General features: G+C 31.7%; 12 protein-coding genes. 3 read left to right on the top strand and 9 right to left on the bottom strand.

Going from position 1 to position 12,865, the window contains the following annotated elements:
• From Q0J35_RS08785 to Q0J35_RS08755, 7 genes are all read right to left on the bottom strand, one after another.
• On the bottom strand, nt 1–1,384 hold a 1,384-nt coding region (locus Q0J35_RS08785; protein WP_297195580.1), incomplete at its 3' end, for a hypothetical protein.
• Between the two features lie 126 nt (nt 1,385–1,510).
• Complete coding sequence (gene prfB / locus Q0J35_RS08780; RefSeq protein WP_297195578.1) at nt 1,511–2,605, bottom strand: peptide chain release factor 2; 1,095 nt, start codon at nt 2,603–2,605, stop codon at nt 1,511–1,513.
• Nucleotides 2,606–2,753: 148 nt separating this feature from the next.
• Nucleotides 2,754–4,406, bottom strand: a complete 1,653-nt coding sequence (locus tag Q0J35_RS08775) for a cation acetate symporter (RefSeq protein ID WP_297195576.1) — start codon at nt 4,404–4,406, stop codon at nt 2,754–2,756.
• Nucleotides 4,406–4,750 (bottom strand): DUF485 domain-containing protein, encoded by a 345-nt coding sequence (locus Q0J35_RS08770; protein WP_297195575.1) that lies wholly within the window; start codon nt 4,748–4,750, stop codon nt 4,406–4,408. The genes Q0J35_RS08775 and Q0J35_RS08770 overlap by 1 nt, the downstream gene beginning before the upstream one ends.
• A 169-nt stretch (nt 4,751–4,919) precedes the next feature.
• Complete coding sequence (locus Q0J35_RS08765) at nt 4,920–6,431, bottom strand: tripartite tricarboxylate transporter permease (RefSeq protein WP_297195572.1); 1,512 nt, start codon at nt 6,429–6,431, stop codon at nt 4,920–4,922.
• Between the two features lie 11 nt (nt 6,432–6,442).
• Nucleotides 6,443–6,880 carry a tripartite tricarboxylate transporter TctB family protein gene (locus Q0J35_RS08760; protein WP_297195570.1) on the bottom strand — a complete coding sequence of 146 codons (438 nt, stop codon included), beginning with the start codon at nt 6,878–6,880 and terminating at the stop codon, nt 6,443–6,445.
• A 4-nt stretch (nt 6,881–6,884) separates the two neighbouring features.
• Nucleotides 6,885–7,847 (bottom strand): tripartite tricarboxylate transporter substrate binding protein, encoded by a 963-nt coding sequence (locus Q0J35_RS08755; protein WP_297195568.1) that lies wholly within the window; start codon nt 7,845–7,847, stop codon nt 6,885–6,887.
• A 230-nt stretch (nt 7,848–8,077) separates the two neighbouring features.
• Here Q0J35_RS08755 and xseA point away from each other — a divergent pair, with 230 nt between their 5' ends.
• Together xseA and serC are read left to right on the top strand one after the other, a co-directional pair.
• Entirely contained in the window at nt 8,078–9,241 is a 1,164-nt protein-coding gene (xseA, locus tag Q0J35_RS08750) for an exodeoxyribonuclease VII large subunit (RefSeq protein WP_297195566.1), read from the top strand.
• Between the two features lie 15 nt (nt 9,242–9,256).
• Entirely contained in the window at nt 9,257–10,330 is a 1,074-nt protein-coding gene (gene serC, locus Q0J35_RS08745) for a phosphoserine transaminase (protein WP_297195564.1), read from the top strand.
• Here serC and rsmD read toward each other — a convergent pair.
• The gene (gene rsmD / locus Q0J35_RS08740; RefSeq protein ID WP_297195562.1) at nt 10,327–10,896 is read right to left on the bottom strand and encodes a 16S rRNA (guanine(966)-N(2))-methyltransferase RsmD; all 570 of its coding nucleotides are present in this window, start codon (nt 10,894–10,896) and stop codon (nt 10,327–10,329) included. The genes serC and rsmD overlap by 4 nt on opposite strands.
• Nucleotides 10,893–11,279 carry a hypothetical protein gene (locus tag Q0J35_RS08735; protein ID WP_297195560.1) on the bottom strand — a complete coding sequence of 129 codons (387 nt, stop codon included), beginning with the start codon at nt 11,277–11,279 and terminating at the stop codon, nt 10,893–10,895. Before Q0J35_RS08735 ends, rsmD begins: the two co-directional genes overlap by 4 nt.
• A gap of 87 nt (nt 11,280–11,366) precedes the next feature.
• On the opposite strand from Q0J35_RS08735, the gene Q0J35_RS08730 reads away from it, so the two are divergent.
• Nucleotides 11,367–12,865, top strand: a 1,499-nt coding sequence (locus tag Q0J35_RS08730; RefSeq protein ID WP_297195558.1) for a cache domain-containing protein, incomplete at its 3' end; no start/stop codon positions are given.

Below are 12,865 nucleotides of genomic sequence, written 5' to 3'. Positions count from 1 at the left end.
TGTATAGTTTTTTTGTATTTAGTTTTTTATTTATTAGATCTTGTTCTAAATTTAAAAGTTTTAAAGTTGTTTCTTTGCTTAGATAGGAGTTGTATTTAGACTCTAAGTCTTTAAACTTATCTGATATGTTTTGTTTGTGTTTCTGAGCTATCTTTTTAATTATAAATTTTACATCCTCCACTCTAGAGAAGTGCGACATACTATCAAAAGGTATGTTAATAAAAACCTTTTTTTCGTAGATATTGGGTGATTTTATTATAAAACCAAGTTTGTTTAATTCATACTCATCAATAAAATATTTATAAGTTTGAATTTGATAGCTTTCTTTCACATTATTTAATTCATAGCTTAACAAACATACACATTCGAGTTCGGGCAAGATAATTTTTATATTGTAAGATTCTTGCAAACATTGTAAATTTATGGAATGTTTTTTAGAAAATTCGTATAAATTTACAATAAGCTGTTCATTTTTTTTGTAAAGAGATAAAAACACAAATAAATCTCTATCATCTTTAATGTGACTTATAGGAGATGTTGGATAGGAAAATTTTTCATTTCCTTTGTATGTTTTTATCCAAATCTTATAATTTACAAACCATTCTTTAAAGCACAAAAAAGAAGCTTCATCTTTCCAAAATTTTGGATACCTAACTGCATGTATTAGTTTGGTGTTAAAATTTAAATTATCATAAAATGCGGGCACTGCATTATATCCTAATTCACTAGCATTTTTAAAACTTAAATTAAATAGCTTTCCTATTATAGAAAATACAACTTCATCATAATAACATTTAATGTCATTATTGATAAGAAAGCTAAGATTTTCAAAGCATTTTTTTGTATTTAAATCTTTGTTTCTTAAAACTTTTTTATTAAAATAATAAAAACCTCCATTACACTTAGGATTTTCTCTTAAATCTACACTTATACCTTTTTTATCAAAATATTTTCTTACATTAATCTCATTATACAAACTTACTCTAGCACTATAATCAACATCTAACTTTGTAAGATCTTCAAAAGAATCAAGCACTAAAGCATCAGTATCCATAAGAACGATAGCAGAGCTTTTATCGCTACTTTTAGCCAAAAAGTCTAAAACATAAAATTTAGCATAAACTAATTTAGAATACATTCTCATATATTCTTCTAAAAGAAAGAAAAATTCCCTTTTAATCTCACTTACATCTCTTGAAAAATTCTCATCGCTATATCTTATAAGCTCTATAGCCTCAGTCCAAATGCTTTTAATCTTTATTAAGGTTTCTTCATCTATACCATCATACATCACATAAATTTTATCTATAATCTTTTCATTATATCTTTTAAGACCTATTATCATATTTGCTAGAGCAAAATCGTATTTTTCATCGCTTGTCAAAAAATACTTATTTTATCCATAATAAATCCTTTATTTTTATAGAAAAAATTTATTGTATCAAAAAAAAAAAAAAACGAAATTTAAAAACTTAAACAAAGATTATTTGCAATTCAATTCTTACACAAGCTAAGATTTAAGAGAGATTAAAACACCTTCTATCATCTTTTTTATGTCTCCGTCTAAAATAGCTTCCACATTGCTAAAAGCTTCATTAGAGCGGTTATCTTTTACTTGCTGGTATGGGAAAAGAACATAAGATCTGATTTGATGCCCCCAAGCTATGTCGCTCTTTTCTCCCGCATTATTTTGTGCTTCTTGCTTCATAAGTTCTAGTTCGTATAGTCTTGATTTTAGCATTTTCATAGCTGTGGCTTTATTTTTATGTTGAGAGCGATCATTTTGGCATTGCACTACTATACCACTTGGAAAATGCGTTATTCTAACGGCTGATTCTGTTTTATTTATGTGCTGACCACCGGCTCCACTTGCTCTATAATAGTCTATTCTTATATCCTTGTCTTCTATGTCTATTTCTATATCATCATCAAGTTCAGCACTTACCATAACGCTACAAAAACTAGTGTGCCTCCTACCAGCACTATCAAAAGGACTTGTTCTGACTAAACGATGTATGCCGTTTTCAGCTTTTAAATAGCCGTAAGCATTATTGCCTTTGACTAAAAAGCTGACATCTTTTATACCAGCTTCTTCGCCTTCTTGAAAATCTAGCGTTTCAACCTTAAATCCTTCTCTTTCACAAAATCTCAAATACATTCTATACAACATAGACGCCCAGTCATTGCTTTCTGTGCCTCCGGCTCCTGGGTGTATGGATACTATGGCATTTTTGCTATCTTTTTCATCGCTTAAAAGCATTGTTATTTCAAGATTTACTATGCTTTCTTCTAAGTTTTTACTATCATCAAAAATAGCCTTTAAAGTTTCTTCATCGTTTTCTAAATTCGCTAATTCAAACAATTCTCTTGCATCATTTATGGCAGCTTGTGCTTTTTCGTATTGTTTTAAGAGATTTTCAAGCTTAGTTTTTTCTTTTCCTAAAATTCCTGCTTCTTTTATATTTTTCCAAAAGTCAGGTGAATTCTCAAGCTCGTTTATTTCAACTAGTCTGTTTGAAATTTGTTGCGGATTTATGATAGATTTTATATTATCTACTTTGTTTTGTAGGGTTTTTAACAGCTCACTGTATTCGTAATTGTCCATAAAATTCTCTCTTGTTTTTTTGAAATTGATTCTAGCAAAAAAATTAAAATTTTATTTTGATATTTTTATGTTTTTTAAACAAAATGAGATGTATTTTATAAAAAATTTAGACTCTTAATTTAGTATTAAGAGTCTAATAAATTTAAGCTTAATGTGCTATAGCTTCACTAGCACCTATACCGGTTTGGGCTCTAAAGTCTTGTGCTTCAAATCCCTCTCTATCTTTTTTTGCTCTTTGTGAATTATCTAGTTTAGAAAAAATATAAACTAAGACAAAAGTTAAAGGCATAGAAAATATAGCCGGGTGATCGTAAGGAAATATAGCTTCAGAAAAACCAAAGCTTTTTACCCATATACTAGGAGAAAGAACAACCAAGCTAACTACAGTTATAAGACCTATGAGACCTCCCCAAAAAGCACCTTTTGTAGTTAAATTTTTCCAATAAATACTTAGTAAAAGTATAGGAAAATTTACACTTGCAGCTATTGCAAAGGCAAGTCCGACAGTGAAAGCAACATTTTGGTTTTCAAACACTATACCCAAGAGTATAGCTAAAATTCCAAGTGAAACTGTGGCTATCTTAGTAACCCTCATTTCAAGCTTAGGATCGCAAACTCCATTTTTGCAGACATTAACAAATAAATCGTGGGAGATAGCACCAGCTCCTGATATGGCAAGACCAGCAACAACTGCTAATATAGTAGCAAAGGCAACAGCAGAAATAAATCCTAAGAAATAATCCCCACCAATAGCTTTGGCTAGTATTACAGCCACCATATTTGAAGCACCGCTGAATGTTCCGTCTGCATTAGTGTATTCTGGATTGCCCATTAAAAGAGCTATTGCCCCAAAACCTATTATAAAAGTGAGTATATAAAAATACCCTATAAGTGTTGTAGCATAAAATACTGATTTTCTAGCTTCTTTTGCGTCTTTAACTGTAAAAAATCTCATAAGAACATGCGGAAGCCCAGCAGTCCCAAACATAAGAGCAATACCCAAGGACACAGCTGATATGGTATCTGGCAAGAATGTTCCAGGAGACATTATAGCATTACCTTTTGGATGGTTTTGCACAGCTTGAGAGAAATAATAGTGCATATCAAATTTTGTTAGATAAAGTATAATTATAGCCATAAAAGTTGTCCCTAATAAAAGCATTATGGCTTTTATTATCTGCACCCAAGTAGTTGCGTGCATTCCTCCAAAGACAACATAGCAAATCATAAGTATGCCTACTATAACAACAGCAGCTGTATAAGGAAGTCCAAATAGCACTTGTATCAACTGTCCAGCACCAACCATTTGGGCTATCAAATAAAATACTATAACGGCAAGCCCTGATGTAGCTGATATTATCCTTATAGGTTTTGCTTCAAGTCTGTAAGCTGTGATGTCAGAAAAAGTATATTTGCCTAGATTTCTAAATTTTTCAGCTATTAGAAATAAAACTATAGGCCAACCCACTAAGAATCCTATAGAATAAATAAGACCGTCAAAACCATTTGTGAAAACGAGAGCTGTAATTCCTAAGAAAGAAGCTGCACTCATATAATCACCAGCTATTGCCGTGCCGTTTTGAAGACCTGTTATATTTCCTCCGGCTGTGTAAAAGCCACTTGCAGATTGAGATTTTTTGTTTGAATAATAAGTGATTATTAGCGTAGCACCTACAAAAATCACAAACATAATAACAGCTATGCTATTAAATTCAGATTTTGCACCACCAGTTTCAATAGCCGCAGCGAAAGAATTCGTGCTAAGCAATGCAATAATCAGCAAAAAAAGCATTTGTTTCATTATAATACTCCTTTCTTTTTAAATTCATCTAAAGCACCACTATCTTGCAAATCCTCTATAACTTCACTTTGCACTTTATCAAAGTGTTTATTTGCAAAAAAGGTATAAAGACCAGTGGCTAAGATTGAAAGCACTATTATAGAAACTCCGTAAATGATACCTAAACTTATAGAACTAGGACCTATACTAAATGCTAAAACTTCTGGAAACAAACCTACGCCTAGAACAAAAACGTAATAAGCTATTAATATAACTATAGACAAGACTAAAGAGACTTTGTTACGAAGAGTAACAAAATTTTTTAATCTTTGTATAGCTTCTTCTTTTGTGGGTATTTTTCTCATAAAAACTCCTTTATATTTAAAATGTGCTTAAAATAATAATACAAGAAAATTTCTTAATTTGTGTATTTTAGGAAAAAATAAATCGAATTTAAAATATATGTGTAAAGAAAAGTAACGAAATTTGTGTTGATATTAAAAATATATCAACACAAATTATTTTGTATATTTGTTAATTCATATTTTGGTCTAGATTAGAAGGTCTTCTTAGTTTTTTAAAGAAAGGAGGTATTATAACAACCAAAATAGCACCAATTAACAATAAAGGGGCTATGTATCCACTATAAAGTATTGAAAAATCTCCATTGCTTACAGATAATGCTCTTCTTAAATTTACCTCTAGCATTTCACCTAAAACAAAGCCAAGTATCAAAGGAGCCATAGGAAATTCAAGTTTTCTTAGGAAATAACCTATTATGCCTATTATCAATATAAGCAACAAATCAAAACTTGTGCTATTGATAGAATAAACACCTATAGATGAAACTATTAAAATGAAAGGAGCAAGAGTCCAAACAGGTATGCTTAGAATTTTTACAAAAACACCGATTAAAGGTAAATTCATTAAAAGTAATACACAGTTTGCTATAAGTAAAGAAGCAACCAAGCCCCAGACTATATCTGCTTGTTCTGTAAACATAGTAGGACCGGGATTTATATTATATAAGGTTAAAGCCCCAAGCATAACAGCAGTTGTGCCAGAACCTGGAAGTCCTAAAGTTAGTAAAGGTATAAAAGAACCACAAGCTGAAGCGTTATTTGCGGCTTCAGGTGCTGCAACTCCTCTTAAATCGCCTTTTCCAAATCCGCCCTTTTCGCCAGCTATCTTTTTTTCACTCATATAGCTAATAGCACTTGCTATAGTTGCACCAGCACCAGGTAAAACACCGACAAAAAAGCCTATAAATGCTGATCTGATTATGGTGGCACTGCAGAATATAAATTCTTTTATGCTAATTAATAATTTTCCAGTTTTTTTGATTATAACTTGTGAAGTGTGCGTTTGTTCTAGCATCAAAAATATCTCGCTAACGGAAAAAAGCCCAATTACCAATATAACAAAAGGTATTCCGTCAAAAAGATGTGGCATATCAAAGGTAAATCTATATACGCCTGTATTGCCATCTATACCAATTGTTGTTAAAAATAGCCCTATCAATGCTGCAAGTAAAGATCTTATAGGTTTTTGTGCCAACATTGAACCAAGAGTTGCTAAGGCAAATATTATAAGTGCAAAGTATTCTGCTGGTCCAAATTTTAAAGCCCAAGATGCTATTAGTGGAGCAAAAAGTATTATACCGCAAATAGCTATAAAAGAGCCTATAAAAGAACTAAAAGCCGATATACAAAGGGCTTTACCGCCTTGACCTTTTTTGGCTAAGGGGTGTCCGTCTAATGTTGTCATTATGGCTGCTGCTTCTCCTGGAATTCCAAGCAAGATAGATGAAATTCTACCGCCATATTCGCAGCCTATATAAACTGTAGCAAGAAGTATAAGAGCTGATTCAGGAGGTAACTTCATTGTATAAGCTAATGGCAAAAGTATAGCTACGCCATTTATAGGACCAAGTCCTGGAAGCATACCTACAATAGTTCCTATGAAACAGCCTATCAAAGCTATTATTATATTTTGCGGATCTAATGCTACGTTAAATCCGTGCATCAAATACATCCAAGTATCCATATATTAACCTTTCATTCAAATATAAAGCCAACAGGCAAAGTTATCTGTAGTAATGCATCAAAGCAGTAATACAAAATTGTGCTACAAAGCACAGAAAATATTAAGGCTTTTATAAAATTCGCTCCAAAAAGCAATGCAATAATTAGCATAAAAAGCCCGCTACTAATAATAAAGCCTATATATTCAAACAAAAGATAAAAAGCAAAGAAGCTTATGGCTAAAATTATCAACCTTTTTGCTACTGCAAATTTAGGCCACTGCACATTTGTATCTTCTGCGAAGAAAAAGAGCAATACAGAACATAGTGCTATTAAAACCAATGCACCTATAGGAAAAGGTCTAGGACCTAGGGGTTCATACTGAAATTCAGTGGTAATACCCCAGCCTATATAAATACCAAACAAAGACAAAACCAGCAGTAAAACTGAAAAAATCTTAGTACTTAACATATCTTTACTTTATAAGTCCGTATTCTTTAGCTAAAGCTCTATATTTTTTAGTTTGTTCTTTTACGAAAGCATCAAGCTCTGCCCCGTCTTTGTTAAATTCAAACAAACCTCTTTGAGATAGTTGCTCTTTAAATTCTTTGCTTTGTTTAACCTTTTTAAACGCATCAAGCCACCAATTATAGTCTTCATCACTAACTTTAGGTCCCATATAATACCCTCTAACTGTTATCCACTCTATATCATAGCCTAGCTCTTTAGCTGTAGGAGTGTTTGCTAAAGCACCTTGTAGTCTATTAGGAGCGAAAACTGCTAGAACTCTTATCTGACCTGATTGTATTTGAGGTAAAAGCTCTGCTATACCAGAGGAACCAACATCTATATGCCCTCCTAGAAGAGATGTTAGCATATCTCCACCACCTTCAAAGGCTACGTATCTAACTTTCTTAACATCTATCCCCGTAGCTTTTGCTAACATAGCAGTTTGCATCCAGTCTTGCCCACCTATAGAGCCACCAGCACCAATACTTACGGATTGAGGATCTTTTTTTAATGCTTGCACCAAGTCTTCTAAAGTTTTATACGGGCTGTCAGCCTTTACTGCAACCATACCATAATCAACTCCTGCACTAGCAAGCCACCTAGCATCTTTTTCATCGTATTTTCCATGTTTTCCTGTAGCTATGTTTAAAAGGGTTCCACTTGAAAAAGCTACTATTATATTACCATTCTTTGCCCTATTAGTATTCATAGAATTATATGCAACAACTCCTAAGCCTCCGGGCATATAAGTTACACGCATAGGTGTTGATATAACCTTTGAATCAATCATACTAACTTGAACTAATTTGCAAGTCAAATCAAAGCCGCCTCCTGGCTGGGCTGGTGCTATACATTCAGGTCTTGATGGTTCTTTTGCGAAAGCTAAACTTAACGCACAGAACAGACCAAAAATAGCTATTTTTTTCATTATAATCTCCTTATTGTATAAGTTTTTGCTTGATTTATTTTTGCTAAAGCTAACTTAAATATAATTTATTTTTCATTCTTAGATATTATATTTGTGTATATTTTTGTATATTTGTGTATATTTTACACAACATTTTATTTTGTGTTTTTTGCTGATATATATTCAAACAAAGTTTTTGTAGTAATTTTTTGATATAATGCAAAGTACTGATTACAAAAGAGAACTATAAAATGACAGTTACAGAGTTAAATTTACAAGCAAAAACATTGCTTGAAACTTACCTTGATGATGTAATTTTAAGTGCTGAATTATCAAAAATCACTATACATAGTTCAGGGCATTGGTATTTTGAGCTTAAAGACGATAAATCAAGCATATCTTGTGTTATGTTTAGAGCGAATAATTCTAAAATAGGCTTTATTCCAAATGTAGGCGATTTTTTAGAACTTAGTGGAACTGTAAGTATTTATGCTGAAGGCGGACGTTATCAATTTATAGCAAAAGATATGCAAAAGTCAGGATTAGGAGATTTAGAAAGTAAATTTTTAGAATTAAAACAAAAGCTTGAAGCAGAAGGTCTTTTCGATGAGAAATTTAAAAAACAGATAAAAACAGTCCCAGCAAAGATAGGTATAATATCATCTTTTACATCAGCAGCTCTTGAAGATATGCTAAAAATAATAAATGAAAAAGAGTATTTTTTAGCAAAATTTTATATTTTTAATGCTTTGACACAAGGAATAAATGCTCCACCTTCTATCATTAAGGCTCTTAATAAAGCTGATTCTATGGGACTTGATTTTATTATCATTGCTAGGGGAGGGGGCAGTAAGCAGGATTTATTTTGCTTTAATGATGAGTTATTAGCAAGAGAAATTTTTAAAGCTAAAACACCTATTATTTCAGCTATAGGACATGAAATAGACTATGTTATAAGTGATTTCGTAGCAGATTTAAGAGCGCCAACTCCAAGTGCTGCCATAAATTTGGTGCTTACTTCAAAAGATGAATTATGCCAAAAATTAGATTTTTTAGAGGATAAATTAAATTCTATCATTCATAATACCTTGCATAAATGCGAACAAGAATTCTCATTTTGCGAAAAAATGCTTAGATTAAAGTCTCCTAAAGTATTCTTAGAGCAAAAAATACAACAAGTAAAACTTCTACAAAAGCAGCTTTTTTTGCTTATAAATTTAAAACTAAAATCAAAAAAATCCTCTCTAGAAAAACTTGAAAATGCTCTATCTTTACATAATTCTTTCTTTAAAAAAAGCAAAAATTTAATTTGCATACAAAAAAATGGTAAAATAATCTCTTTAAAAAATGTAAAGAGCGGTGAGCTTGTAGAGCTTGTATCGCAGGACAGTAAAAAAGAAGCAAAAATTTTGTGATTTAAGGATAAAAATATGAGAGTATTAAATTTTAGTGCAGGACCATCAACCTTACCTTTAGAGGTATTAAATGAAGCTAAAGATGAGCTTTTAAGTTATAAGAACAATGGCTATTCTATAATGGAGATAAGCCATAGAACAAAGATTTTTGAGGAAGTGCATTTTGGTGCTATGGAAGATGTAAAAAAATTATATGCCTTAAATGATGATTATGAAATTTTATTTTTACAAGGCGGAGCATCTTTGCAGTTTGCTATGGTGCCTATGAATTTAAATATGGGCGGAGTTTGTGAGTATGCAAATACTGGTGTTTGGACTAAAAAGGCTATAAAAGAAGCTAAAATTTTAGAAGTAAATTTAAATATCGCTGCAAGCAGTGAAAATGATAATTTTTCATATATTCCAGATGTTAAATTTAACGATGAATCTGATTATGCTTACATATGTTCTAATAATACCATATACGGGACACAGTATACTTCCTACCCAAAAACCAAAGCCCCTTTAGTTGTTGATGCATCAAGTGATTTTTTTTCTAAAAAGATTGATTTTTCTAATGTGGCTTTATTTTATGGAGGAACGCAGAAAAATGCTGGTATTTCAGGTCTTGCTTGTGTAATAATAAGAAAAGATATGCTAGAAAGAAGCTCTACTAAGAAACTTCCTTCTATGCTCAAATATTCAGTTCATTCTGAGAATCAGTCTTTATTTAACACACCTCCAAGTTTTGCTATATATATGTTTGCACTTGAAATGAAGTGGCTACTTAGACAAGGTGGGCTTGATAAGATAAATGAGCAAAATGAAAAAAAGGCTAAAATGCTTTATGAGTGCATCGATAATAGCGAAGGTTTTTATAGCGGTTTTGCTAAAAAAGAAGACAGGTCATTGATGAATGTTAGTTTTAAAACCAAAAATGCCGACTTAGATGCTCTTTTTGTGAAAGAAGCAGAGCAAAATTCTATGATAGGTTTAAAAGGACACAGACTGCTTGGTGGATTAAGAGCTAGTATTTATAATGCTATAAGCTTAGATAATGTAAAAACCTTGTGCGATTTTATGAATGAATTTAAGCTAAAGCACTCTTAGCTAAAATAAAAAGAAAGGCTAGTTTTACCGAAATTTTTAAATTTCACTTTGTTGAAAGTATTTATTTTGTTTGGGCTTTTGTGTTTGCTATAGTGCTCTAATACAAAGCCTTTTATGTTGTTTGTGTTTATGCTTGCTAGAAAATTGTAAATTTTTTCATATATATCATCAAATCCTTTTCTTAAATCAAACGGCGGATCAAGATAAAGTATTAAGTTTTCTTCTTTAGATTCAAGCAAAGTTGGCAAGATTAAAAAGCAGTCCCCGTGCAAAATTTTTATATTACCATCATTTATGCTAAGAGCGTTTTTATTTGCTATTTCGTAAGCTTTTTTGTCAAGCTCTATAGCATAAGCTTGTTTGGCATAATTACTAAGAGCGCTAATCGCCATTAAAGCACTTCCACCAAAACATTCTATAAATACGCAGTTTTTTATTTCATTTTGTAGGGTATTAAATACACAGTCTCTTACTATTGATTTTGTGCTTCTTGTGGTATTTAAATTTGGTAATAGAAGTTTTTTCCCCTTAAATTTGCCATTATTTATACTAGCAAAGAGTTTCATATTTTTTCATTTATAGCTTTTATCAAGGTTTGCTTTAATGAATTTATAGCATTATCTATATCTTTTTGGTATTCTAACCTAAATTCTCTCGCTATATCTTCGATTTTTTCTTCTAAAATTTTCTTTTTTTCTTCAGCTATTTTCATAGCAAGCTCTTTTATAGACTCATCAAATTTTTTTAAAGATGTTAAAAGTTCTTCTTTGCTAAAAGGCACACTAAGTTGTATGGAATTTTTATTTATTAAAAATTGAGGTTTGCTTGAATCGACTTTATCATCACACACTAAGAAATCGCAATCTTTTTTTAGCACTAAAAAATCTTTTAGAAAGAGCATAAGTGCTTTTTCTAATATTAAATCTTTGCATTCTACAGCTATTTTCATCATTTCACTTTTCTTACAAATTTTAATTTATTTTTTTTTTTTTTTATATTATAATACATTTTAAACTACAATTGCAAAGGTAAAGATATGAAACTTTCATTCAAAATAATCACCTACATCGTAGCGGTGTTTGTCGTCATTATGGCAATCTCTATATATTCGAGCTTTAGAAGTCTTTCATCGAATGTAAACAAGCTTCATGATTTAGTCCAAAGCACGGTTTTAGACGCTTCCTATACCACTATAAACATCACTATGGGCATAGAAGCACAACAACACTTAGAGTATATAGCCTCAGTTATGAAAAATATGCCTTCATCGAACATAGGAGACATTAGAAGGACGATTTCAAGAATTTCAGGAGCAGTAAAATACCCAGATATGTTTATAGTTTATGAAAATGGAAATTATATAAACGAATCTTACACTCCGGGCAAAGTAAGCTTTAGTGATGCTTACACCTCCATTGATATGGATATGAGAACTAGGCCTTGGTATGTAGAGGCAAAGGCAAAAAATGGCTTTTTTGTTACAAATGCTTACATATCTCAAGCTGGCTCTACAAAGGGTAAAATGGTAGCTACTGCTTCCTTGCCTTTTTATGATAGCAATGATAAATTCGCCGGTGTGGTTGCTATGGACATTATAGTAGATGGTTTTCAAGAAAGATTTAAAAATTTCTCAACGCCTATTTTCCCTTCTTTAAGAGTTATGATTTTTGACTCAAATTTCGACATAATCTCTCACCCAAATTCAAAGCTAGTTATGGATAATTACGATACACCTACTGAAAAATATCTAAAAGACAACAAAGGCAATGTTGGAGAGAATTTTGTTATCGTAAATAACGAAGGTATAGCATCATATGTGCATTACAAGAAATTTCCTTTTGGTTGGAGTATGGCTGCTAGTGCGAGTATAATTGACTATGAACGAGCGGTTAATAACGCTGTTTTACAAGACATTGTGCTTGGTATTATTATGATTATTATTGGAAGCTTGATTTTAGTTTATATCATTAGGAGATTCTTAGCACCTTTAGGCAATATAAGCACTTCCTTAGCACAGCTCTTTGCTTTCATAAATCACGAAAGCAAAAACGCACCTAGCATAAAGCTTTTAAATTCAAAAGATGAATTAGCTCAAATGACAAGGCTAATGGATGATAACATCAAAAGAACTAAGATAAACATGGAGGATGATACAAAGCTTGTAAATGAGGTTGTATCGGTGGTCGATGAGGCTAAAAAGGGTAAATTTGGAACCATTATAAGCCAAAATTCTAAAAACCCTCAAACAAACAAGATAAAAGATAGTTTAAATGAGATGACAAATGCTCTTACAACTTTGCTAGGCTTTGATTTGTCAAAACCTGCGAGTGTTTTTGAGAGTTTCGAGAAAAATGACTTTACAGCAAGGATAGAAAATCCTCAAGGCTTGGAAAAAGGTGTAAATTCGCTAGGTGATTCCATAGCATCTATGTTAAAAACCTCAGCCTCCTATGCAAACAAACTCTCAACCAGAGCAGATGAATTAAAAGAATCTATGCAAAAACTAACAGATGGCTCTAAAGCTCAAGCAAACTC

Origin of the sequence: uncultured Campylobacter sp. (genome assembly GCF_944323605.1) — a bacterium.
GTDB lineage: Bacteria > Campylobacterota > Campylobacteria > Campylobacterales > Campylobacteraceae > Campylobacter_D.
This window is presented reverse-complemented; position numbering and strand designations above follow the sequence as displayed.

Bases quoted from the DNA above. Each gene is read 5' to 3' on its own strand.
- Q0J35_RS08760 (WP_297195570.1), bottom strand. From the start codon at position 6,880: ATGTTAAGTACTAAGATTTTTTCAGTTTTACTGCTGGTTTTGTCTTTG.
- Q0J35_RS08735 (WP_297195560.1), bottom strand. From the start codon at position 11,279: ATGAAAATAGCTGTAGAATGCAAAGATTTAATATTAGAAAAAGCACTT.
- Q0J35_RS08775 (WP_297195576.1), bottom strand. From the start codon at position 4,406: ATGAAACAAATGCTTTTTTTGCTGATTATTGCATTGCTTAGCACGAAT.
- serC (WP_297195564.1), top strand. From the start codon at position 9,257: ATGAGAGTATTAAATTTTAGTGCAGGACCATCAACCTTACCTTTAGAG.
- xseA (WP_297195566.1), top strand. From the start codon at position 8,078: ATGACAGTTACAGAGTTAAATTTACAAGCAAAAACATTGCTTGAAACT.
- Q0J35_RS08770 (WP_297195575.1), bottom strand. From the start codon at position 4,750: ATGAGAAAAATACCCACAAAAGAAGAAGCTATACAAAGATTAAAAAAT.
- Q0J35_RS08755 (WP_297195568.1), bottom strand. From the start codon at position 7,847: ATGAAAAAAATAGCTATTTTTGGTCTGTTCTGTGCGTTAAGTTTAGCT.
- rsmD (WP_297195562.1), bottom strand. From the start codon at position 10,896: ATGAAACTCTTTGCTAGTATAAATAATGGCAAATTTAAGGGGAAAAAA.
- Q0J35_RS08765 (WP_297195572.1), bottom strand. From the start codon at position 6,431: ATGGATACTTGGATGTATTTGATGCACGGATTTAACGTAGCATTAGAT.
- prfB (WP_297195578.1), bottom strand. From the start codon at position 2,605: ATGGACAATTACGAATACAGTGAGCTGTTAAAAACCCTACAAAACAAA.